The sequence below is a fragment of the Pseudomonas sp. JZ114 genome (assembly GCF_051027705.1).
GTDB classification, from domain to species: domain Bacteria; phylum Pseudomonadota; class Gammaproteobacteria; order Pseudomonadales; family Pseudomonadaceae; genus Chryseomonas; species Chryseomonas luteola.
The window spans coordinates 227,172-250,849 of the sequence record NZ_CP069257.1 but is presented as its reverse complement, the minus strand read 5'-3'; the positions used below and the strand labels follow the sequence as shown (position 1 = coordinate 250,849).

The window sequence follows — 23,678 nt, the reverse complement described above, 5'->3', positions numbered from 1 at the left end:
CATGGAAGCAAGAACCGAACAGGTCATCAGGGAGCACTGGGGTGCTGATGAGAAACCGCTGGTCAGTGTTGTCTGCCTGACCTTCAACCAAGCGGCGTTCATCCGAGAAACGCTGGAGGGCTTTCTGATTCAGGAGACGCGGTTTCCCTTCGAGGTCATCGTGCATGACGACGCTTCGACGGATGGAACACAAGCCATCATCCAGGAATATGCCGCACGCTATCCCTCCATCATCAAGCCTATCTACCAGCAGCAGAACCAATACAGCCTGGGTGTTCCGTTCATTACTAAAATCTTTGCCTCGCTGGACACCCCTTATATTGCCATTTGCGAAGGTGATGATTTTTGGACGGACCCGCACAAGCTACAGCTGCAGGTCGACTTTCTTGAGCGCCATGAAGACTATGTGATGGCGTTTCACGACGCCTATATGTTCAACGAGCAGGGCATCATCCGAAACGTTCAACTGGCCGGACTGCATCGGCGCGATGCAAGTCAGCAGGAACTGCTGCGGGCTCGGTACTTTTCTACGCTCACCGTCTGCTTTCGCAATGTGATCAAGGCCCTTCCGCCCGAGCTGCACGGTGTGCGTATGGAGGACATGTGCTGGTGGTCATTGCTGGGCGCTCACGGCAAAGGCAAGTACATGAAAGAAATCCGTCCGGCTGCCTACCGTGTGCACAAGAATGGTGTCTTGTCGATGCGTCCGCAAAAGCACCGCACCGCCATGAGCCTGCACGCCTACTACAGCCTGGCCCGCTACTACCAGCGCATCGGCCAGCAAGACCTGTATGAATATTTCATGACCCAGGTATTCAGCCAGTCTCTGATTGTAATGACCCACCGCAACCGCATTCAGGCCTTCCTGCAATTGGCCCGCAAGGTTCTATTCAAACCCTTCACCAACATTATTCCTTCGGTCATTCGAAAATGATCAGACTTTCCTCAGCGGTATTGCTGCCCTGCAATACCGCTTCTGGCCCAAGAACGCTTACGCGAACGCACGCCTACCCGATTCCTGTCATGCCGTGCAAGGAGAAGCACCATGCTTAAAACGATTTCGATGATGCAGCCCTACCTGTTTCCTTACCTGGGCTACTTTCAGTTGATCGCCGCCAGTGACGTCTTTGTGCTGGTCGATGACCTGCAGTTCGTCAAAGGCTCCTGGATGAACCGCAACCGGGTATTAACTCACGATGGTCAGCCCAAGCTGATTACCTTTCCGCTGCGTAAGGGCAGCCGCCGGGCCGCTATCAATGAGCGCTGGCTGTCAGAGACGTTCGACCAGGAAGCAGACGCACTGCTTACCATGCTTGAGCACACCTACAAGAAAGCCCCCTATAAAACAGAAGTCCTGGCGCTGCTCAAAAGCATCTTTGCCAATCCGGATCGTAACCTTGCGCGGTTCGCCGAAAACTCGATTCGAGCCCTGTGCCGGTATATGAAAATCGAGACGCCCATCCTGATGCTTTCAGAACTGGCGGATACCCGGGCGATGGATAAGCAGGACCGCATCATTCGGATCGTTCAGCAGTTAGAAGGCACCTGCTACCTCAACTCAATAGGCGGCGTCCCGCTCTACTGTCCTGACTATTTCGCCGATCATGGGCTGCAATTGCGCTTCATCAAGATGGATGAAGTGACCTATCCTCAGCTTACCGCTGAGTTCGTCCCTTCCCTTTCCATTATCGACGTGCTGATGTTCAATTCAGCGGAGTCTGTAAAAGAACTGCTTACTCGCTATACGTTGATAGAGGGCGTGGCACACTCGGACTCACAGGTTGAGGTTGATACAATCCAGCCTGAGTGTGCAGTCATATAGACGCGATCACTTGACGGGTGTATCAGTATCAATAGGCAGGCTACTGTGTTTTCAATACGATACCGCAGCCTGCCATCATAACGATTTACTCAGACTACCCTGTAACGAAAGACTTTTTTGCAGTCCTCACGCCGTTGGGTTTAAGATCGTCAACAACACCTGAGCGTGTTCTGCTGCATCCCTTCCCAAGCCTGTCAGATAACCACCGTCGACTTGACTGATCAGGCCCTTTTCATGAAGTCGCTTGATACCGGCCAGGACTTCTTGCGTGGCGTCGTGGTGCACCTTTAAACCGGCCAGACTGTTGCTGAGGTCATATCGAGCCAGAAGGTTCATTTCTTCGATGAGTTCTTGGGTATACGGCATGGCGTGTCCTTATTTAAGTAACCCTCTTTCTGAGTCTAGCTGCCCTGCTTCAAAAAGCCTGCCTGAGAAAATGTTTCACTTTAAATCACATGCGGTATGCCGTTATCCGCTTATGGCCATATACAACACCAGTGCTGAAGCCATAACGTAAACCGCACTATGCAAAAAGGTGTTCATGATGCGCTTCCCTCACGTTTGATGACAGGAAGGAGCCTAATAGTCATCCAGATCTGGAAAAAGCCAGTACACTAGGAATGACTGTCAACCAGGAAGAGACTCAGGCCATGCAATTTGAGGATTTAAGGCTGTTTGTAACTACGATCAACGAGCAGAGCTTTACCGCTGCGGCAGAAAAGCTGGGGCTTTCCAAACAGTACGTCAGCCGAAGAACCATGGCGCTGGAAGAGGAACTGGGTGTACGCCTGCTCAACCGGACGACACGCAGCCTGAAACCTACTGACCTGGGCATGACCCTTTATGAGCGTGCCGTTCGGATTCTGGATGAAGTCAACGAGACGCAGGAGTTGGTATCCAGCCAGGGGGTGAACGTTCGCGGGACTTTACGTGTTTCGGCCCCGATGACGTTTGGTACGTTGCATGTCAGCCCGCTGTTGCCCAGGTTCATGCAAGAGAATCCATTGATCAGTCTGGAACTGGACCTTAATGATCGAGCAGTAGACCTGGTGGCCGAGGGGTATGACATGGCGATCCGCGGCGGGATGCTGGAGGATTCTACACTTATCGCCAAGCGTCTGATGGACATTCCAATGACGGCCTGCGCAAGCCCGGCGTACCTGGAGCGCCACTCAACCCCCGAAACACCGGATGATTTGCGTCACCATGAGTGCTTGCTTTACGGCCATGTGAAAAGCGTAGAGTGGAAATTTCAAACCCAGGGCCAGCTCGTATGCGTACCCGTGAAAGGCAAGCTGCGGACCAACAACGGGGAAGTTGTCCGGGACGCGGCGGTGGCCGGTCTTGGCATTGCCTATCTGCCGGTTTTCATTGTCAGTGACGCGCTCAACGATGGGCGTTTGCAGCCGGTCTTACAAGCGCACCAGCCACCCACTTCAGCCTTCTATGCGGTCTACCCTCAGCATCGTCAGTCATCCCGAGCCGTCCAGACATTCGCCAACTTCCTCAAGGACCATCTGGCGGTGTAGGTATGCCCATAGTCCGCGCAACCCTCAGGCTTGCCGCATGACCTGCTGGTCTCCCGAGCGGCGCCAGCTAAGCGGTGTGCATCCTACCGTCTTTGTGAATACACGGGTGAAGTGTGATTGATCTGAAAAACCACATTCCGCACCGATCTGGCTTATCGGCAAACACGTGTTCAGAAGCATCCGCTTGGCCTTGGCAATTCGTAATTGCTGATACCAGTCACGTGGCGAAACGCCTGTGTTTTTCTTGAAGGCTCGGGAAAAATGGCTTCTTGACAACGAGCAGGCACTGGCGATTTCGGATACCGATAGGCCATCGTCCAACTGCTCCATCATCAGACGCTTGGCCAGTTGCTCCTGCCAGCGAGACAAGGCAATCCGATCCTCACTCGGTAAGGTCACGTGCAAAGCGTCTGGCAAAAGGCGGGCTTGCAGTTCATCTATCAAGGTACGGCTGATCGGACCTTCCCCGTCTTGAACGCTATCAAGCGTTTCGAGGAGGCGCTGCATAAGTACCTGCGCAGTGTTGGGAACACTCGATCCAGGCTTTTCAGCCGTAATTGCAGGTAAGCGGTACGATAGCTTGGAACCCAGCGTGGCCATTGCAACGCTCCTTGAGGCGGTAAGGTTGGTGTCCAGTATCGGCTCTGGGAACCCTTAAGGTCCTTGTCTTAAGTTGAAGCGTTCTTAAACGAAAATACCTGCTTGTCATCAATGATTAACATGTGATCGCAACGCCTTTATCTCAGGCGTAACGAAAAAGGCCGGCTCCCCAGAGGGAGTCGGCCTAAAAGTACTAGCGTTGCTTGGAAAAGATCTGAACCGATCCTTAAGATTTCTTAATCAACGCGTCGACAATATTTCTGGGTGCCTCTGCATAGCGTGAGAACTCCATCGAGTAGCTGGCACGACCTTGTGACATCGAACGTACATCAGTCGCATAGCCAAACATTTCGCCCAACGGAACCTCGGCCCGAACCACCTTGCCGGAAAGGGTATCTTCCATGCCTTGAATCAGGCCCCGCCGACGGTTGAGGTCTCCCATTACATCACCCATGTAGTCTTCAGGTGTCACCACCTCGACCTTCATGATTGGCTCGAGCAGTACCGCGCCCCCTTTCTGGGACAGCTGCTTGGTTGCCATCGAGGCGGCGATCTTGAATGCCATCTCGTTGGAGTCCACATCATGGTAAGAGCCGTCGAAGACCGTGGCCTTGAGACCTAGCAAGGGATACCCGGCGAGCACACCATTCTTCATCTGCTCTTCGATACCCTTTTGAATGGCCGGGATATATTCCTTGGGAATCACGCCACCCACGACCTCACTAGTAAACACCAGACCCTCCTCGCCTTCATCAATGGGTGCAAATCGAATCCAGCAATGACCGAACTGCCCACGACCACCCGACTGGCGAACAAACTTGCCTTCGATCTCGCAGGTGTTGCGTATGGTCTCGCGATAGGCCACCTGAGGTTTACCAATATTCGCTTCGACGTTGAATTCACGCCGCATGCGGTCGATGAGGATATCGAGGTGCAACTCGCCCATCCCAGAGATGATGGTCTGCCCGGTTTCCTCGTCGGTCTTGACGCGGAAAGAAGGGTCTTCCTGGGCCAGTTTGCCCAGGGCAATCCCCATCTTTTCCTGGTCAGCCTTGGTCTTGGGCTCAACCGCTACGGAGATAACCGGCTCGGGGAAATCCATACGCTCCAGGATGATGGGCTTTTCAACCGAACACAGAGTGTCACCGGTCGTCACGTCCTTCATGCCGATCAAGGCGGCGATGTCGCCTGCGCGAACCTCCTTGATTTCTTCCCGCGTGTTGGCATGCATCTGCACCATACGGCCGACGCGCTCCTTCTTGCCTTTTACCGAGTTGAGTACCGAGTCACCTGATGAAAGCACGCCCGAATACACCCGCGCAAAAGTCAGGGTGCCCACGAAGGGATCTGTAGCGATCTTGAACGCCAGCGCCGAAAAAGGCTCGTTATCGTCGGCATGGCGCTCGTCAGTCCGCTCGGCATCGTCAGGATGCACGCCTTTGATGGCGGGAATCTCGGTAGGTGACGGTAGGTAGTCGATGACCGCGTCGAGTACCAAGGGTACACCCTTGTTCTTGAAGGATGAGCCACATACAGCCGGAACGACTTCACCCGCCAGTGTCCTCAGCCGCAGACCCGTGCGGATTTCATCGTTGGTCAGGGGCTCCCCTTCCAGGTATTTGCTCATGAAGTCTTCATTGGCTTCGGCGGCAGCCTCGACCATGCGCTCGCGCCACTCCTCGGCCTCAGCCTGCAGCTCGGCAGGAATGTCCTCCTCACGATAGGTCATCCCCTGATCATCATCATTCCAGTAGATGGCCTTCATCTTCAGCAGATCGATCTGGCCGACAAAGTTCTCTTCACGGCCAATCGGCAGCTGAATCGGAACCGGAGTATGACCCAGGCGTTTCTTGATCTGGTCAACGACGCGCAGGAAGTCCGCTCCCGCACGGTCCATCTTGTTCACATACGCAATACGAGGCACATGGTATTTGTCTGCCTGACGCCAGACCGTCTCGGATTGAGGTTCTACACCATCCGCACCGCTGAACACCACGACCGCGCCATCGAGTACCCGCAGCGAGCGCTCCACCTCAATGGTGAAGTCCACGTGCCCAGGCGTATCGATGATGTTGATCCGGTATTTGTCGAACTGCTTGGTCGAGCCAGACCAGAATGCAGTAGTCGCCGCGGACGTAATGGTGATGCCGCGCTCCTGCTCCTGCACCATCCAGTCCATGGTCGCGGCGCCATCATGCACCTCGCCCATCTTATGGTTCACGCCGGTGTAGAAGAGGATTCGCTCGGTTGTGGTGGTTTTACCAGCATCCACGTGAGCGACGATGCCGATGTTGCGATAGCGGTCGATAGAGGTCGTTCGGGCCATAGAAGATTCTCCTAGAAACCAGCATGGGTCAGCCGGCAGACAGGCGATACGGATATCCGCCCGGGTTGCAATAACAATAGACTGACTTACGAGGCTTGTATTGAACGTTTGTGCGTATCGCTAAAGGGAGCCTGTCTGATTGAGCAGACTCGTCTTACTGTCAACCAGATGGAGACTTTTTTACGCATTTCAAGTGGTTTATCACCCCACTCGATCGCTTTACTCTTGGTCGCATACCGATACAGGTAACAACATACCGTTGATTGACCAGGAGACCGAACATGTTAGCCCTTCGTAAAGCAACCGAACGTGGATTTGCCAACCATGGCTGGCTCAAGTCTTTCCACACCTTTTCCTTTGCCAATTACCGCAACCCCCAAGAACAGGGGTTTTCGGATCTGTTGGTCATCAACGATGACCGAGTCGCCCAGGGAAAAGGGTTCGGCACTCACCCTCATCGGGATATGGAGATCTTTTCCTATGTGCTCGAAGGTGCGCTCGAGCACAAGGACACCCTGGGTACAGGGTCCGTCATTCATCCGGGCGACGTGCAGCTCATGAGCGCCGGCACGGGAGTAGCCCACAGTGAATACAACCACTCCCAGAGCGATCCCGTACACTTTTTGCAGATCTGGATTGTGCCCAACGCTCGAGGTGCTGAGCCTCGCTACCAGCAAACGCACTTCAGCGCGGATAGCAAACGTGGCCGGTTGCGCCTGATCCTTTCACCTACAGGTGAGCAGGGCTCACTGGAAATTCGTCAGGATGCTCGTGTCTACGCCGGTCTGTTCGACGGTGAAGAGCAGGCGACTCTAACGCTGGGATCAAACCGCTACGCCTATGTGCATGTAGCCCAGGGGCAGATCGAACTCAATGGCCAGACACTGGCGGAGGGAGACGGTGTACGTGTGCGTAACGAGCAGGTGCTTACGCTAGCCAACGGCAAGCAGGCCGAGGTTATCGTCTTTGACCTGCGCCCCAATGAGCTGCCCATGATGCCATGATCGACGAGGGCCTCGAGTGGTCGAGGCCCTATCAGCCTCCGCTGTCGCTAACCGTAAACACAGTGTTTACGCCCCGCCTAGACATAAGGCCCACAACCCCACGTAGCCAGACGGAATACCTCCTTCCTTGACGCTAAGCAGATCACACGTTTACGAGGTCCATAGCGTTGCCGTAATAGGACTTCAGCGATGGATACTACTGTTGCTGCACGACAGGAGACCCGATCGATTCAGCCGATGGTCTGGCCTATAAAAAAGACGCCACGTAGGCGCCTGAGGGCATGTCTTCCATCCAAAGGAGCATCAGAAGACATGCATAACCTTAATTAAGGACGGTCTCGGCTCCAACCTCCGCCAAGGCTCTTGAACAGATTGATCTGTGACAAGGCCAGCTGAAGCCTGGTGTCTATCAGGGTATTTTCAGCCTGATACAGCGTGCGCTGACTATCCAATTGCGTCAGGTACTCATCGAGCCCCTGCTGATACCGTTGCTGTGCAAGGACAAGGCTTCGGGCAGCGCTATCACGAAGCCGCTCCTGAGCGTCGAGCTGACGCTGAAGTGGCTGACGCGCAACCAGCTCATCGGACACCTCTTTGAAAGCGGTCTGTATGGATTTTTCATATTCCGCCACACTGATCTCTTTGCGCAGTGTCGCGACCTCAAGCTGTGCGCGGTTACGACCGCCTGTGAAAATTGGCAGGTTGATCTGAGGCGTAAAACTCCATGAGCGATTACCGCCGTTGAACAGGTCTGAAAGTTCTGCGCTGCTAAAACCGGTATTGCCCGTGAGACTGATGCTTGGAAAGAACGCAGCGCGCGCAGCTCCGATAGTGGCGTAATTGGCTTTCAGCCGGGCTTCGGCAGCCTGTATATCCGGTCGGCGGGTCAGCAGATCTGCCGGAAGCCCGGCGGGTAAGGGCTTGTCCAACCCTTGCCTTTCCAGCGAAAGGGCGGGCGACAGATCATGAGGTAATGGTTGACCGAGCAGGAGAGCCATCGCATTGTCCGCCTGTCCTATACTACGCTCCAATGTGGCAAGATCACTGGCAGTTGTCTCTAGCAGTGTCTGGGCCTGAGCGATATCCAGTTCAGAACCAATCCCATAGTCGAAACGTTGATGAATCAATTCCAGACTCTGCTGACGGCTCTCATAGGCCTGCCGGGTTATGGCCATTCTCTCGCGCAGGGCACGCTGGTTGGTATAGGCCGTAGCGATTTCAGCGATCAGTGATAGCTCAACCGAACGTCGCGTCTCCTGCAACGCCAGATATTCACCCAAGGCTGCATCTCGAAGATTGCGGACACGGCCAAAGAGGTCCACTTCGTACGTGCTCAGCCCTACCCCTACGGTATACAGGTTGGTGACCTGGCTTCCACTGCTTACGGCCTGAGCCGGTAGCCCACCGGTGTTTTCCAGCCCGAGCGATGGGGAGCGCTGACGGGTTGCCGAGCCGCTTACGCTCACATTCGGCAACAGGTCCGCCCGCTGGATTCTGTATTGCGCCCGCGCCTCTTCAACGCGAAGCACTGCCATACGCAGGTCACGGTTCTGATTCAGCCCAATCTCGATAAGCCGACGCAGGCGCGGATCTGTAAACAATGCCTGCCAGTCCGGAACCGTTTCAGCTGGGTTCACCGGGGCTGATACCACCGGATAGTCCGCTGGTATAGGTGCAGGGGGCTGCTCGTAGGTAGGCGCCAAAGAGCAGGCACCCAGCAGGCCGGCCAGCAGAAGAACAGTCAACTTACTCATGGCGCTGCCCTCCTCTGGCTTGCGAGCGGGTAAGGCGAGAGACCCAATGCATGACGCTCACAAAAAACACCGGAACAAAGACAACCGCGAAGGTAGCAGTCAGCATGCCACCGATCACGCTTGTGCCAATGGCCTGTTGACTGGCGGAGCTGGCACCCGTCGCAATAGCCAGGGGAACCACACCCAGGATAAATGCAAGCGAGGTCATTACGATCGGACGCAGACGCAGACGTGCTGCCTCGACGGTGGCCTGGAATAGGCTATGGCCCTGGTCATGAAGACTCTTGGCAAACTCGATGATCAGAATCGCATTTTTTGCCGACAGTCCAATGATGGTGATGAGCCCAACCTTGAAGAACACATCGTTTGGCATGCCCCGCAGGACGACTGCGACTACGGCACCCAGGATGCCCAGTGGTACGACCAGCAGAACGGCTGTTGGAATCGACCAACTCTCGTAAAGCGCGGCCAGAACCAAAAAGACAATCAACAAGGACAGTCCCAGCAACAAGGGAGCTTGTGCGCCGGAGGTCTTTTCCTGAAGCGAAAGCCCTGTCCATTCCAGACCAAATCCCTGAGGCAGCTGATCGACCAGACGCTGTATTTCATCCATGGCTTCGCCTGTACTGTGCCCCGCCGAAGGCTCACCCGAAAGGCTGACCGCGGGATAGCCGTTGTAGCGGGTTAGCTGCGCCGGTCCCGTGGTCCACGTTACTTCGCAAAAGGCAGCCAGGGGCACCATCTTGCCGGACGCGTTACGCACCTCAAGCTTGAGGATATCCTCTGCCTGAAGGCGGGAATCGGCCTCGGCCTGAACAATGACCTGCTGCATGCGGCCCAGGTTGGGGAAATCATTCACGTAGGCCGAACCCATGGCAGTTGAAAGCAAGTTGCTGATATCGGCGAACGAGACACCCAGAGCGCTCGCCTGGAGCCGATCGACTTTGACCTCTACCTGTGGCGCTTCGGCCAACGCGGTCTCCCGTACGTTTGCCAGTAGGGCGCTTTTTGCAGCGGCAGACAGCAATGTATCCCGCGCCTTCTGCAAAGCCTCGTATCCTTTTCCGCTTCTGTCCTGCAGACGTAGCTCAAAGCCGCTGGAAGTCCCAAGCCCTTCGATTGGCGGCGGGCTGAGCGAATAGGCAATGGCATCCTGCAGTCCGGCAAATGCCATATTGGCACGCTCGGCAATGGCGTCGGCCGAATCTTCGACACGGCGTTCGGCCCAATCCTTTAATGTGGTAAATGCCAGAGCTGCATTCTGCCCGCTGCCGGAAAAGCTGAAGCCCAGCACCATGGTGGTATTGGCTACGCCAGGTTCCGTAGCATTGTGCGCTTCGATCTGCCGTGCGATTTCAATTGTGCGGTTCTGGCTGGCTCCGGGCGGCAGCTGGATATCGGTAATGGTAAAGCCCTGATCCTCGATAGGCAGAAACGAAGACGGCAGGCGAGTAAAGAGCAGCATGAGCCCTGCAAGCAGCACACCGTAGACCAGCATGTAACGACCTGTACGGCGTATGGCATTGGCGACCCAACGCTGGTAGCCGTCCGCGGCATGATCAAACCGTCGGTTGAACCATCCAAAAAATCCTTTCTTCTCGTGATGTACACCGTGCGGTATCGGCTTGAGTAGCGATGCGCACAGCGCAGGTGTCAAGCTCAGCGCCAGAAACGCCGACAATAGAATCGAAACCGCCATCGAGACAGAAAACTGCTGGTAAATGATTCCGACCGAGCCCGGCATGAATGCCATCGGAATGAATACGGCCGTCAGCACCAGCGTGATTCCGATAATCGCACCGGTAATTTCTGTCATGGCTTTTCGCGTGGCATCCCGAGGCGTCAGGCCTTCGCTGGCCATGATTCGCTCGACGTTCTCAACGACGACAATAGCGTCGTCCACCAGGATACCGATCGCCAATACCATGCCAAACATGGTGAGCACGTTGATGGAAAATCCTAGGGCCAACATGCAGGCAAATGTCCCCATCAAGGCCACAGGAACTACCAGTGCAGGTATCAGGGTATAACGGAGGTTTTGCAGAAACAGAAACATGACGGCAAAGACCAGCACCATGGCTTCGATCAAGGTATGAACCACCTTTTCGATCGAGACCTTGACGAACGGCGACGTATCGTAAGGAATGTCGTAGTTCACACCGGCCGGGAAGTAGTGTGACAGCTCTTCCATCTTGGCTTTGACCAAGGTAGCCGTGCTCATCGCATTACCGCCTGGCGCTAGCTGGATAGCCACAGCGGTGGTCGGCTTGCCATTGAGGCGAGTCCCGAACTGATAGCTTTGGCTGTCCACTTCGACCCGTGCGACATCACCTACGGTAACCGTCGATCCGTCGGCGTTGGCCTTGAGTACGATCGTCGAGAATTCCTCAGGTGTAGACAGCTGCCCTTTCACCTGTACGGCTGCGGTAATTTCCTGCGTGCTGCGGGTAGGCAAGTCGCCGATACTACCGGCGGGCACTTGCACATTCTGATCGCTGATCGCCTGGCTGACATCGGCCGGCGTCAGGTTGAAAGCTACCAGTTTTTGCGGATCAATCCATACTCGCATAGCGCGCTCGGCACCAAACAGCTGGGCCTTGCCCACACCTTCGATACGCTTGAGCTCATTAACGACGTTACGCGCCATGTAGTCGCTCAGACCGGTTTCATCCAGGCGTCCATCGGTAGACGTCAATGTGATCAGCATCAGAAACCCGGCCGAGACCTCTTCGATCTCCAGACCTTGCTGCGTAACCGCTCGAGGCAGTCTGGACTCGATCGTTTTCAAGCGGTTCTGTATATCGACCTTGCCCAGCTCCGGATCAGTACCTGGTTTAAACGTGACCGTAAGCGTCGCCATTCCCTGGCTGCTGCTGGAGGAGAAATAGAGCAGGTGATTGACCCCATTAAGCTCCTGCTCGATCAGACTGACAACACTTTCATCCAGGGTTTGCGCCGTGGCGCCCGGGTAGGTTGCGGTAATCTCGATCTGGGGGGGCGCAACATTGGGATACTGCGCCACCGGAAGATTGGGAATGGCCAGCACACCTGCCAGCAGAATGAACAGGGCGACGACCCAGGCAAATACCGGGCGCCTGATAAAGAAGTCTGGCATTATCGGGCTTCCTTGTCGGCAGGTGCATCGGTTGTAATTCCTGCCTCTTCTGCCTGGACAGGCATCCCCGGCCTGACGTATTGCAGGCCTGCAACGATTACGCGGTCACCTTCATGCAGTCCTTCGTCGATGATCCAGCGATCATTCTGGGCACCGCCAAGACGGACCGTCCGTTCCTCAACCTGATTCTGAGCGTTGACCAGCAAAACATTAGCCTGCCCTGCCGAGTCGCGCTGAACAGCCCGCTGCGGAACACTGATACCTCGCTCGTTCCTGGCCTGTTCAAGGCGCACTCGAACAAAGCTGCCGGGCAGCAAGTCAGCCTGCGGATTGGGAAACTGGCTACGCAGGGTGATCTGCCCTGTGCTTTGATCCACTGTAAGGTCCGAGAACAGCAGTTTTCCGGCTATTGGATACGCTGTACCGTCATCCTGTACGAGCGTTACGGCGGCCTGGTCCTCCCCTACGGTTTGTAACTGCCCCTCCCGCAGCGCACGGCGCAACACGTTGATCTGTCGGGTGGATTGAGTCACATCGGCATAAATAGGCTCGAGTTGCTGAATAATAGCCAGAGGCGTGGCGCTATCCTGCCCTACCAACGCGCCTTCCGTGACCAATGCCTTGCCGATGCGCCCGGAGATGGGTGCTGTGACGGTGGCATACCCCAGATTGAGCCGGGCACGTTTGAGCGTGGCCTGCGCAGCAGAGACTTCGGCTTCTGCCTGCAAAAAGGCAGCGTGCGCATTTTCGAAGTCCTGCTGGCTGACGGCGTGAGTCTTGATCAATGCAGAATAACGCTCGGCCTGCAAATGGGCCTGATAGCGATTGGCCTGGGCTTTTTTCAGGCCTGCCACGGCGCTGTCGACGTCCGCCTGCAGCGGCGCGGGGTCAATCCGAAACAATACGTCGCCTTGCTTGACCTGGCTTCCCTCACGGTAAACCCGTTGCAGCAGAACGCCTGCTACGCGGGCTCTCACTTCCGCCACTCGGGGCGCTACCAAACGGCCATTGAGTTCAGTCACCAAGCTAAGCGGCTGAGGTTTGATCGTCTCGACGGTGACAGACGTATCGGGTGCTTGCTGTGCAGAGGGCGCTGGGCGGTCACATCCTGTCAGCGCTAGTAACATCAATAAGCAAAAGGGGCGTAGGGAAAACTTAACGGGCGGCATCATGGTGTGCATCCTTCAGGAACAGCGCCATGCTAAAAGCCCCGCCCTGTCGGCTTTGTAAAAGCTTGTAGGGCATTTGTTAAAAAGTGTAATGACCGCTACAGAAGCTGTCGGGTTTGTTTATGCTCTTTCAAACCCTTCAGCGTGTCCTGCTATGCCTACCATCCTGCTGGTCGAAGACGATACCGCCCTGGCTGAACTGATTGCCACCTACCTGACACGTCATGCCTTCGCGGTTTCCATACTGTCCCGGGGCGACGAGGTTCAAGCGCATGTCCGGAAAAGATACCCGGATCTGGTCATCCTGGATCTTATGCTGCCGGGGCTTGATGGCTTGCAGGTGTGCCGCCAGCTCCGCGCAGACCATGCTGGCCTTCCTATTCTCATGCTCACCGCCCGCGACGATAGTCATGATCAAGTGGTCGGTCTCGAGTTGGGAGCGGATGACTACGTCACCAAACCCTGTGAACCACGGGTGCTATTGGCCAGGATTCGTACGCTGCTCCGGCGCAGCCAGCCGGAAACAGTTCGCAAAGATGCTTCGCGTGTCACCTTTGGTCGTCTGGAAATCGATTTAACCGAACGGGTTGTTCAGTGGCGGGACCAGCCGATCGAGCTGTCATCAGGCGAATTCGATCTTCTGGTAGCCCTGACTCGTCATGCCGGTGAAGTACAGAGTCGAGACCAGCTCTTGCAACAGGTACGTGGTATCGAGTTTAACGGTATCGATCGCTCCATTGATGTCGCCATCTCGAAGTTGCGCCGCAAATTCGAAGATACCTCTGGCGAAGCGCGCAGGATCAAAACGGTTTGGGGCAAGGGCTATCTCTTCAGCCGCTCCGAGTGGGAAGACTAGGATGTACCGGTCATGCTGAAGGTTCTGATCCGTTTATACCTGGTGGTGCTGGTTACCTTCAGCCTCGCCAACTATGTAGTGCCCGAACTTGTCGTTTCATTGTCCAAAGATCGTTACATTGCATGGAATCTGGATCAGTTCAGAGGTCAGATGGCCTTGATCCAGCAACGATTCCTGGAGCGCCCCAAAACAGAATGGGCTCAGTTAGAAAGGGAACTCAAGACCTCTTTTGCACCGCTTGAGGTCAGTCTTCGAGAAATGGCAAACGCTCAGTTGAGTCCGGATGAGCGTGAACAACTTGAACAAGGGCTCATGGTCATACACCTCGGTGAGTATGGCCTGCCTGATACGGTCATGGCTCCGCTGGACAATGAGCATTTCATAGAAGAGTCCAGCCCCCCCCTTCCTCTGGATATCAACCTGCTGTTCTGGGCCATGAACGTCCTGACAGGCGCAGCGCTTCTGGCCTGTCTGCTGCTCTGGCTACGTCCTCATTGGCGGGACCTGGAATCGCTGAGGCGTACCGCCTCGGCATTGGGCAGGGGAAACCTGTCTGCCCGAACTCACCTCTCCTCACGGTCCAACATTGCCGAGCTGGGCCATGTATTCGACTCGATGGCCACCGATATCGAGCGCCTGCTCAATCAGCAGCAGGAGCTGCTCAATGCAGTATCCCATGAACTTCGCACTCCGCTTTCCCGGCTCGACTTCGGCCTGGCCCTGGCGTTGTCCGAAGATATTCCAGAAGCCTCTCGTACCCGCCTACTGGACATGACCCGTCACGTTCGCGAGCTGGACGAACTGGTACTGGAGCTGTTGTCTTACAGTCGGCTGCACAGCGTGGCCGCTCAGTTGGAGCGGGTCGAACTCAATCTGGGTGAGTTTATCGATAGCATCGTTGGAGGGTTCGCTGAAGAACTGGAGCAGCGTGGAATCCTCTTGGAGGTGGACATGGCGATGGAGAAACAGCGAGTAAGTCTGGAGCCTCGTCTGACAGCCAGAGCATTACAGAACCTGATCCGAAATGCCATTCGCTACTGTAACCACCGCATCCGCCTGAGCGTAAGTGCTTTGGATCAGGATCATTATCAGATCACAGTTGAAGATGACGGCATTGGCATCCCGGAGGCAGAGCATGAAAAGATCTTCGAGCCCTTTTACCGGCTCGACCGCAGCCGCGACCGCACAACAGGCGGCTTCGGGCTTGGCCTTGCCATCAGCCGCAGAGCGATCGAGACTCAAAACGGGACATTAGCTGCAGACACCTCACCCTTGGGCGGCGCACGTTTCCGCCTGAACATGTCATTTCATACGTAGCAACCGAGAGACTCTATGTTCTTTTCTCTACTGGCCGCCACCTTTGTCGTTGCATTCATCACTTCCGCCACAGTCGTCGCCTTGTTCAACCATTCGACCAAGGCTGTCCTGGCCCGAATTATCAAGGATGACGTCAGTAGCGCCTGGCATCGATACATCACGTTCGCCAGCTTTGTGGTAGGTATTTCAGGTGGCGTGCGAATTTACGATCTTGAGCGCTATATCAGCGCGCAGACTACGGATGCTCAGGTACTAGTGCTTAATTCAGAACGCTGGACGCTCGAGATCTATCGCTCGTTGATTGAAACATTACAAAGCATCGCCTGGATGTATCTTGTCGTGTTTGTCGTTGCGTTGATTGCCTTTGTGATTGTTCGCGGAATCGAGGCTCGACATTCAAGATCCTGATGATGCCAATACCACAACTAGCGTTTTGGATGCATGCAAAGGTTATTAGGCTTATTGTGCTTGCGAATAGATGACTACATTCGCCCACCGAGCATGCTCACGACAACCAAACCAAGTGGATATAAAGTCCATACAAAGGCCGCACATGCCCAGTGACAACAGTAAGCGTCCGTGGGGGGCTGAACCGGATATGCGGCTCGGGTAGGCCAGATCCTTAACCAGCGATGGATACCGTTACTTGGGTCCTACGGTAAGAAACCGAGCCAAGCGTGGCGATAACGACAGAACTCACGAACCAACGCGTCACGCTTGGCATGATGAAAGGCGCCGATGCAAAGGTAATCAGCAGGTTACTCCCAATAAAGCCACCCAATATGCGAACCTCAAAATAAGGTGGCATAGATGTAGAATGTTCATGACTAACGTACGGTTTAAGGGATCAATCAGGCCGGTTCCGGGGCAGCAATGGCGGTTGGCATGGTAGCTCTCCAGCTGCAATGAATGTACGACAACTTTTGTCGAAGTGCGCCGCGGGAGCTTGAACGGTTGTGCTGTGTTTGGAACGTATGTGCTATTGATTGCGCTTTTTAGGCCGTTCCTCTGCTTTCGAGTGCCTATCACTGCACACTTGATTAACCGAGGTCAGGCAGCTTTAACCAACAGGCAGGCTCTCGGCTTTATTGTCCACCAAAATGTGACTATTTTTCGTTTTTCACCTAGTTACTTATTTAATCAGGCGACATTAAGCTTTCTTTCATACCGCTTCGGCACCTCCGCGAAGCCCTTGAACCCTTAATGGAAGAACTGAACATGACTAATTTGAACGCCTCTCAAGCCTATACCGCCACTATTGGACGCCTGTTGCTAGGTACACTGTTTCTGTTCAGCGGTATTGGCAAGCTGGCCGCGCCTGCTGCAACCATGGGTTACATCGGGTCCGTCGGCATACCGTTTCCACTTCTGGCCTACTTGGGGGCGATTGGCGTTGAGCTAGGGTTGGCCAGCCTGTTGCTTGTGGGCTACAAGACCCGCTGGGTAGCAGCCATCATGGCAGGCTTTACCCTCATGACTGCGGTGGTCTTCCACAATAACCTTGCTGATCAGAACCAGCTGATCCACTTTCTGAAGAACATCGCCATTACCGGTGGCCTGTTGCAGGTCGTAGCCTTCGGTAGCGGCGCCTTCAGCTTGGACGGCGCTCTTAGCAAACGTCGTCTCGCTCTCGCCTGACTTGATACCGCACGGTACGCCGCCTAAAAGGCGTACCGCCCTGCCCCGCACGATCAAAGAGACCCGCCGCCATGCCGTCCGTAATGAGCGCCTTGCTGACTGGAAATGCCGTGTTGCTGTTCGTGAATGTCTTCGCCGAGCAGTTGGGCGCACCGTTACCGTCCTATCCGTTTCTGGTCGCTTCAGGCGCCTCTGCCGACGCACCCATGAGGCTGGTCGAGTTTCTATTGCTCGCTTCGTTGGCGTGTGTCCTTGCAGACCTAGCCTGGTACTGGGCAGGTCGTCGTCACGGCGAGCGTATTCTCGCATGGCTTGCAAAACTACCCTTCTCTCATCGTAGGAACGCCGGTACCTGCTCGGCTCGCTTCGCAGAGCGGGGCGCTCAATGGTTGCTGGTGTCCAAATTCGTACCGGGCATGGGAGCGGTCGCCACGTTGATGGCAGGCGCACAGCGAATGTCGCTGGCTCAATTTCTGGTGTACGACATTCTGGGTTCAATGTTGTGGGCTGGTTCAGCGCTGGCGTTAGGGCATGCCTTTCAGGCCCCGGTGCTCTTGGCGCTGGACATGGTTCAGGAATACCTACTCCCCGGGCTGGCTGCTGCCGGGCTGATGCTTGCCGCAGCCCTGCTGGCGGCACATCACCTGAAACACCGTGCCACACACCATCAGGCGAGACACCTTAATCAGCAAGCCGTCACCCATCCTCGATAACCGGCGAATCAGCCTTTTACAGAGCCTTTGGTCGAAGCGTCTTTAATCCGCACGTTCAGCGTCACGGCATTGCCGGCTTTTCAACAGGTCAATCGGTTCCCCGTCTACACAGTGATAATGCCGAGGTCCTGCATGAGTCGCGCTGGCAGGTGGGGGCATTACCTTATTGGCCGGCTGGCTGGTGCAAACCGATATCGAAAGCGGTCGACTGACTCGGCTATTTCCGGATCACTACGTAAATCCGAATCAGGCCAGTGCCGCCATTTCGGCGCTGTATATGCCCAATCGGCGCGGCTCAAGGCGGGTCAGCGCCTTTATCGAATTTTGCGAGGGACGCCTTTCCACTCGCCAGGCATTGCGCCTGACGCAACGCTGCGTTGTTCTGCAGTCCAATTCTCTCGCGCTGCCCCCCTCTTTAAGGTATGCCTCATCAAAGGCAGAATGAAGCACCCGCTATGCACCCGACTGATCGTAACATTATCCGGGCTGTTTTCTGCTCTAGGTGTGGGGCCGGTAGTAGTTGTGCAGATACAGAAGATAGAGTAGCACCTCGCCTGGAGCCCATCGGGAGTAAAGGCACCTCCGCACCTGAGGCGAAGAGATAAGAAAAGATGAGAGTCAAACCTTCTGACTTTATGGCCTTTCCTGGTTACCTGAAACGCGACCTGACGGAGCATTACCCCTACAGGCAGACCACCAATAGACGTGTTCTCACACGCTTATATTGAACAAGCGGGTCTCGCTCCATTCTGTTTGTCGATTTTCTTGAAAAGACCTTGAACCGACTTGAATAACCGTTGCCTTGCCAAGAGACTTTAATGAGTACCGCATCGATGATCGAACATGAGCATTCTACTACTACACTATCAAAAGGGCTGGTATTACTTTTTGCCTTTTGCTGTGGCGCTATTGTGGCCAATCTCTATTACTCACAGCCCATCATCGATCTGATCGCTCCCGCCGTCGGACTCAGCGAGCACGATGCCAGCCTGATCGTCTCGCTGACCCAAATCGGATATGCCCTGGGGCTGCTCCTTTTAGTTCCGCTGGCCGATCTCCTGGAAAATCGTCGTCTGATGGTTATCACGGTTCTCGCCTCGGCTGTCATGCTGATGGCGGCGGGCCTTTCGACCCAACCCAGCGTCTTTCTAGTGGTCTCGCTGCTAATTGGTGTCAGCTCGGTGGCCGTACAGATACTGATTCCGCTGGCCGCCCATCTTGCTCCCGAACAGTCACGTGGGCGCATTGTGGGCACCATCATGAGCGGACTGCTGCTGGGTATCCTGCTGGCACGTCCGGCCTCTAGCCTGATAGCCGATCACTTCGGCTGGCGTACCGTGTTTTTTACTAGCGCCCTGATTATGCTGGCGATTGCAGGCGTGGTCTTGAAAGTGGTTCCCACACGTCAACCGTCCCACCAGGCACACTATGGCCAGCTCCTGTTGTCACTGGTTCATCTCTTCACACGTGAATCTGTGCTACGCCAGCGCTCGTTGTATCAGGGGTTGATGTTTGCCGCCTTCAGCCTGTTCTGGACGGCCGCGCCCCTTGAGTTGATCCGCCATTATGGTCTGTCACAAACCCAGATTGCCGTCTTTGCTCTGGTAGGTGCTGTCGGCGCAGTGTCTGCACCGATTGCAGGACGCCTTGCCGATGCAGGCCATACCCATCGCGCCTCGGCAGTTGCCATGCTGCTTGCCGCCCTGAGTTTTCTACCAGCGCTGGTTCATTCGCCTTATGGGGTCGTCAGCTTGGCAATAACTGGCATCCTGCTCGACTTTGCCGTGCAGATGAACATGGTTCTGGGTCAACGTGCCGTCTATATGTTAGATGCCAAGAGCCGCGCCCGTTTGAACGGCCTGTACATGACCAGCATCTTTATCGGAGGTGCCATGGGATCAGCGATAGCCAGCACTGTTTATGAACGAGGCGGCTGGTCAGCCATTGTTCTTGTGGGCAGTAGCCTACCGCTGCTGGCCCTGTTGTTCTTCGGCATTGGTCGCTTACGAGGCGCCAACGCATGATTGGGCTTTGATCACCGAGGCGGTCTTTTCGAGCCGCCTTTTTTCGTATCGCGTCGGCTTATTAGCTACGAGGGGCTGCCACAAAATTCACCATCCACTGCGCGATCAGGGCGCCCTGATGTGGCTGCTCCAACGAACTTACAGCCGTCTCGTACTGTTCGGCGGAAAAAACTGATTGGCGCCTTACCAACAGCCGGTTCGCATACTCGGCTACAAACTCCGGATGCCCCTGAAAGCACAACACCTGATCGCCCATGACGAACGCTGCATTCGGGCAGTAATCGCTACTGGCCAGGCACTGCGCGGCAGGAGGCAGCGCCGTGACCTGGTCCTGGTGCGAGACGATCAGCGTGACATTCTCCAGCGGAGGCTGCTGCCAGGAAAAGCCCTGCGCGACCTCGAAACGCTGTACCCCAATTCCCCACCCTCCCTTGGCGCGTTCGGCCACCCCTCCTAGCGCCAGGGCCAGCAACTGATGACCAAAGCAGATGCCCAAGAGCTTGTCACCTTGCTCATAACGCTGTTGTACATAGGTCTTGAGACGCTGAATCCAGGGCTCTTCGCCAAAGGAATCCGCTTTGCTGCCGGTAACCAGATACGCATCAAAGCGGGCATCATCCGGTGGGTAGTGGCCTTCGACGACGTTATATACCGTGCATTCAACCTGCTCCGGCACCTGCTCGAACAGACGAACAAACATGGCGCCATAGCCGTCGTACAGCTCGGCCAGTTCAGGGACAAGAATATCGGTTTCGAGAACACAGATCCGAGCAGACATGGGACTCCGAGGCATTAGCAAGGGATATGAGAACCGCTGCGCGACAGCGCAGGCAGCAGAAATATGGTACGTCAGCTCAGGAGTGCGGTTCTACCCGGAGCCATCCTTTTCGCTCCTCCTCCCTGCGAACTCAATGTTCATGGAAGCGTTTTTCCTGCGCCTTGCCGCGAACTTATTGAACACAATGCCATCAGTAAATTTTACAAAATGTGTATTCAGCGATAGCACTTTCGAGGCCAAGTGCACTCCACGTTTCATATAAATAGAAAAACACTATTTAACGTAGAGCACTCTTTTGGCCTACCACATCCGCTGTACATTTTATTCAATCAAAAGGAGCAGTACGTTCACGGAAGTCATGAGCAACTTTGACAGGATCAAGGAGATAAAGGCGCATGGCTATAGTTTCGCACAAGCATCAGGATGAAGAGCTTTACTGTCCAGACCATACCCGAACGTTCGATTACTTCGAAGAATTGCTCGATCTTGCCGGAATCAAGGTCAACGGCTCCAACCCTTGGGACATCCGGCTGCATAACAAGGGCGTTCCAGAGCAGGCATTAGCCCGAGGCAACCTGGGCCTGGGCGAGACGTACGTCAATGGCGACTGGGACGTCGACCGGGTGGATGAATTCATCTATCGCATCCTGACGGCAGACTTGCCCTCGCGCATACAGCCATCACGGTTGGTTCTCCACTACCTGAGAAGTCAACTGTTCAACCTTCAGAGTCAGAGCCGAGCCTGGCAGGTTGGACAAGTGCATTATGATCTGGGTAATGATTTCTACGCCGCCATGCTGGATCCGCGGATGACGTATACCTGCGGTTACTGGAAAAATGCGACGGACCTTGCTTCTGCCCAAGAGGCCAAACTTGACCTCATCTGCCGAAAGCTAGGCCTGCGTCCCGGTATGAAAGTGTTGGATATCGGCTGCGGCTGGGGCAGCTTCATGGGCTACGCAGCCGAGCATTATGGTGTCACGTGTGTGGGGGTTACGATTTCAAGAGAGCAGGCCGAATTTGCCAAACGCAAATATGCAGGCCTGCCGCTCGAATTCAGGTTGCAGGATTATCGTGACCTGGACGACACCTACGACCATATTGTCAGCATCGGTATGTTCGAGCACGTCGGGCGCAAGAATCACAGGACGTTTATGGAGGTCGCTCATCGCTGTTTAAAGGATAATGGACTCTTTCTGCTTCATACCATTGGCAAGAATCAGCGGCATTCCGCTCCCGATCCCTGGATCGACAAATATATTTTCCCTAACGGGGACCTTCCCTCGATTGGTCAGATAGGCGATGCCCTTGATGAATTATTTGTAGCTGAAGACCTGCATAACTTCGGAGCGGATTACGACAAGACGCTAATGGCCTGGTTTAAGCACTTTGATGCTGCCTGGCCAAGCTTTGAGAAAAAACTCGGCACACGCTTCTATCGCATGTGGACGTATTACCTGCAGTCTTGCGCTGCCGCCTTTCGCGCCCGGAATATCCAGTTGTGGCAGTGGGTGTTATCCAAGCGGGGCGTGCCGGGCGGCTATAACCGGCTGAGCTGAGTCTTCGCAATCGGCCCAGGCACAAGAACCATGCCTGGGTCGGTTTACCTTCAGGGCTGCGAATGCGCGCCATGATTTTGAGACCCAGTGGGATCCTTGATTTGGATGATCCTTCCCTTTTGCCAGGCATCGGCACCGGGATCGATGGCCGGAGCGACGATATCGGCCCGGGCAGCTTTTTTTGCCTTGCTGTCGATGCCCATACGACGATCACGCGCCTCGACCATCTGTGGATTGGCTTGGCCGTCGGCAGTAAATCCCATCATTAACTGAGGGACACCCAGCGGTAAGGTCTTGTCTTGGTCGGTGTGCCAGGTATGCCAGGTTTTTCCATACGTATGAACAAGCTTTTCCATCAGCTTATGCTCCGCCGGTTCGGGTATCCCGGGTGCTACCAGCTGCCCCGATTTCACCTCGTGGACATGGCTGTGCCACAGGGCTTTCTCCGCGGCAGGCAGCTGCTTAAGGAGCGCCTCATCGATGATGTACTCCACGCCCATGATCTTGGCATCCCTGGTATTGCCGTCATAAATGACACACTGGATGACCTGTTCGTTAAGGACCGAGCAGTAGTGATGAGCCTCCATCTGCCCATGCGGGTGTCCGTTGTAGAAATGGAAACCGTCCAGGTAGGCATTGAGGGCGTCGATAGGCGGCTTGCTTTGCAACACGTCGGCACCGGTTTCCAGGGTCTTGGTCATCGCCTGCTTGGGCGCACCGGGCGCAGTGACATAGGACTCCGTATTACCGCCGCTGGAGCAGGCGGCCAATAGGCACACCAGGGAAAGGGGAATCGCTCTTGCATTGACGCTCATGAGACACCTGTAATGATTACGCGAAATCATTTTCAGCGTAATAGAGATCTCCAGGAGCGCAACGAGGCAAGAGCTGAAGATAGGTTGCGCAACCCATGCGCCAAACGAGCGGCTGAGTCATGCAAAAAGAGAGGCTACAAGCGATAGAGCGAATGCAGCCTCACTTTTAATCACTGTTGCCTTACTCTTCCGGTAATTCAACTAAAGGCTATGGCCTGTCCACAGTGCTCGCCAATCGTCCTGCAGGAGCCCAACGGGCCACAAGCGCACTACCACTTAGACATGGTGTTCAACCCTTCCGCATGCGCCGCACCCACATATGTTCAAGGCTGCCAGGGTTCGCCTTTGGTCTTTTCGGTGCGTTTCAATCGCTGTTGCATTGCGCTTTTACACAGAATTTGAGCGCTGACGGGCGCGGTAATGAACAAAAACAGGGGAATCAGCAATTCATGCAGGCTCAGGCCATCGTGCTGGGTTGTGAAATACAGCATGGATGCAATGACGGTACTGCCTACGCCCAACGTCGTGGCCTTGGTTGGGCCATGCAGCCGGGTAAAGAAATCAGGCAGCCGTAACAGTCCAATCGAGCCAATCAACGTAAATACGCTACCCACCAGGAGTAATACACAAACGATACCTTCAAGCCATGGGTTCATATG

At 55.1% G+C, this 23,678-nt stretch carries 20 protein-coding genes and 1 pseudogene; 12 read left to right on the top strand and 9 right to left on the bottom strand.

Features of this window, described 5'->3' with window-relative positions; translation table 11 throughout:
- The first annotated feature begins 1 nt into the window (after window position 1).
- Together JQR90_RS20650 and JQR90_RS20645 are read left to right on the top strand one after the other, a co-directional pair.
- The gene (locus JQR90_RS20650; protein WP_010799077.1) at window positions 2-934 is read left to right on the top strand and encodes a glycosyltransferase; all 933 of its coding nucleotides are present in this window, start codon (window positions 2-4) and stop codon (window positions 932-934) included.
- A 111-nt stretch (window positions 935-1,045) separates the two neighbouring features.
- Complete coding sequence (locus tag JQR90_RS20645; RefSeq protein WP_073449969.1) at window positions 1,046-1,822, top strand: WbqC family protein; 777 nt, start codon at window positions 1,046-1,048, stop codon at window positions 1,820-1,822.
- Between the two features lie 126 nt (window positions 1,823-1,948).
- On the opposite strand, the gene JQR90_RS20640 is transcribed toward JQR90_RS20645, so the two are convergent.
- Window positions 1,949-2,188 (bottom strand): TIGR02647 family protein, encoded by a 240-nt coding sequence (locus tag JQR90_RS20640; protein ID WP_010799075.1) that lies wholly within the window; start codon window positions 2,186-2,188, stop codon window positions 1,949-1,951.
- A 254-nt stretch (window positions 2,189-2,442) separates the two neighbouring features.
- On the opposite strand from JQR90_RS20640, the gene JQR90_RS20635 reads away from it, so the two are divergent.
- A complete protein-coding gene (locus tag JQR90_RS20635) occupies window positions 2,443-3,351 on the top strand; it encodes a LysR family transcriptional regulator (RefSeq protein WP_010799074.1) in 909 nt (302 codons plus the stop codon).
- A gap of 24 nt (window positions 3,352-3,375) precedes the next feature.
- On the opposite strand, the gene JQR90_RS20630 is transcribed toward JQR90_RS20635, so the two are convergent.
- Both JQR90_RS20630 and fusA read right to left on the bottom strand, forming a co-directional pair.
- Complete coding sequence (locus tag JQR90_RS20630) at window positions 3,376-3,951, bottom strand: helix-turn-helix domain-containing protein (protein ID WP_010799073.1); 576 nt, start codon at window positions 3,949-3,951, stop codon at window positions 3,376-3,378.
- Between the two features lie 226 nt (window positions 3,952-4,177).
- Window positions 4,178-6,277 (bottom strand): elongation factor G, encoded by a 2,100-nt coding sequence (gene fusA, locus JQR90_RS20625; RefSeq protein ID WP_010799072.1) that lies wholly within the window; start codon window positions 6,275-6,277, stop codon window positions 4,178-4,180.
- Window positions 6,278-6,558: 281 nt separating this feature from the next.
- Between fusA and JQR90_RS20620 the strand changes: the two genes are divergently transcribed.
- A complete protein-coding gene (locus JQR90_RS20620; protein ID WP_010799071.1) occupies window positions 6,559-7,281 on the top strand; it encodes a pirin family protein in 723 nt (240 codons plus the stop codon).
- Window positions 7,282-7,607: 326 nt separating this feature from the next.
- Here JQR90_RS20620 and JQR90_RS20615 read toward each other — a convergent pair whose 3' ends face one another.
- The 3 genes from JQR90_RS20615 to JQR90_RS20605 are packed head-to-tail and all read right to left on the bottom strand — an operon-like array spanning window position 7,608 to window position 13,322.
- Window positions 7,608-9,035, bottom strand: coding sequence for an efflux transporter outer membrane subunit (locus JQR90_RS20615; RefSeq protein WP_010799069.1), 1,428 nt, complete (start codon window positions 9,033-9,035; stop codon window positions 7,608-7,610).
- On the bottom strand, window positions 9,028-12,150 hold the full coding sequence (locus tag JQR90_RS20610; RefSeq protein WP_010799068.1) for an efflux RND transporter permease subunit: 3,123 nt from the start codon (window positions 12,148-12,150) through the stop codon (window positions 9,028-9,030). Before JQR90_RS20610 ends, JQR90_RS20615 begins: the two co-directional genes overlap by 8 nt.
- A complete protein-coding gene (locus JQR90_RS20605; protein ID WP_010799067.1) occupies window positions 12,150-13,322 on the bottom strand; it encodes an efflux RND transporter periplasmic adaptor subunit in 1,173 nt (390 codons plus the stop codon). Before JQR90_RS20605 ends, JQR90_RS20610 begins: the two co-directional genes overlap by 1 nt.
- Window positions 13,323-13,473: 151 nt before the next feature.
- On the opposite strand from JQR90_RS20605, the gene JQR90_RS20600 reads away from it, so the two are divergent.
- From JQR90_RS20600 to JQR90_RS20570, 7 genes and pseudogenes are all read left to right on the top strand, one after another.
- A complete protein-coding gene (locus JQR90_RS20600; RefSeq protein WP_010799066.1) occupies window positions 13,474-14,175 on the top strand; it encodes a response regulator transcription factor in 702 nt (233 codons plus the stop codon).
- A 12-nt stretch (window positions 14,176-14,187) separates the two neighbouring features.
- A complete protein-coding gene (locus JQR90_RS20595; protein WP_010799065.1) occupies window positions 14,188-15,492 on the top strand; it encodes an ATP-binding protein in 1,305 nt (434 codons plus the stop codon).
- Window positions 15,493-15,507: 15 nt separating this feature from the next.
- On the top strand, window positions 15,508-15,900 hold the full coding sequence (locus tag JQR90_RS20590) for a hypothetical protein (protein WP_010799064.1): 393 nt from the start codon (window positions 15,508-15,510) through the stop codon (window positions 15,898-15,900).
- Between the two features lie 810 nt (window positions 15,901-16,710).
- Entirely contained in the window at window positions 16,711-17,130 is a 420-nt protein-coding gene (locus JQR90_RS20585; RefSeq protein ID WP_010799063.1) for a DoxX family protein, read from the top strand.
- 71 nt (window positions 17,131-17,201) lie between these two features.
- Window positions 17,202-17,843, top strand: a complete 642-nt coding sequence (locus JQR90_RS20580) for a DedA family protein (RefSeq protein ID WP_010799062.1) — start codon at window positions 17,202-17,204, stop codon at window positions 17,841-17,843.
- 104 nt (window positions 17,844-17,947) lie between these two features.
- Window positions 17,948-18,183 (top strand): annotated as a pseudogene (locus JQR90_RS20575) (LysR substrate-binding domain-containing protein); the annotation flags it as partial.
- Between the two features lie 478 nt (window positions 18,184-18,661).
- Window positions 18,662-19,867 carry an MFS transporter gene (locus JQR90_RS20570; protein ID WP_125912878.1) on the top strand — a complete coding sequence of 402 codons (1,206 nt, stop codon included), beginning with the start codon at window positions 18,662-18,664 and terminating at the stop codon, window positions 19,865-19,867.
- 61 nt (window positions 19,868-19,928) lie between these two features.
- Here JQR90_RS20570 and JQR90_RS20565 read toward each other — a convergent pair whose 3' ends face one another.
- Complete coding sequence (locus JQR90_RS20565; RefSeq protein WP_073449967.1) at window positions 19,929-20,645, bottom strand: amidotransferase; 717 nt, start codon at window positions 20,643-20,645, stop codon at window positions 19,929-19,931.
- Window positions 20,646-21,040: 395 nt separating this feature from the next.
- On the opposite strand from JQR90_RS20565, the gene cfa reads away from it, so the two are divergent.
- The gene (cfa, locus tag JQR90_RS20560; protein ID WP_010799058.1) at window positions 21,041-22,204 is read left to right on the top strand and encodes a cyclopropane fatty acyl phospholipid synthase; all 1,164 of its coding nucleotides are present in this window, start codon (window positions 21,041-21,043) and stop codon (window positions 22,202-22,204) included.
- Window positions 22,205-22,254: 50 nt separating this feature from the next.
- On the opposite strand, the gene JQR90_RS20555 is transcribed toward cfa, so the two are convergent.
- Window positions 22,255-23,019: an OBAP family protein gene (locus tag JQR90_RS20555; RefSeq protein ID WP_010799057.1), complete on the bottom strand. Its 765-nt coding sequence runs from the start codon at window positions 23,017-23,019 to the stop codon at window positions 22,255-22,257.
- A gap of 323 nt (window positions 23,020-23,342) precedes the next feature.
- A complete protein-coding gene (locus JQR90_RS20550) occupies window positions 23,343-23,675 on the bottom strand; it encodes a Na+/H+ antiporter subunit G (protein WP_010799056.1) in 333 nt (110 codons plus the stop codon).
- Between the last annotated feature and the right edge of the window lie 3 nt (window positions 23,676-23,678).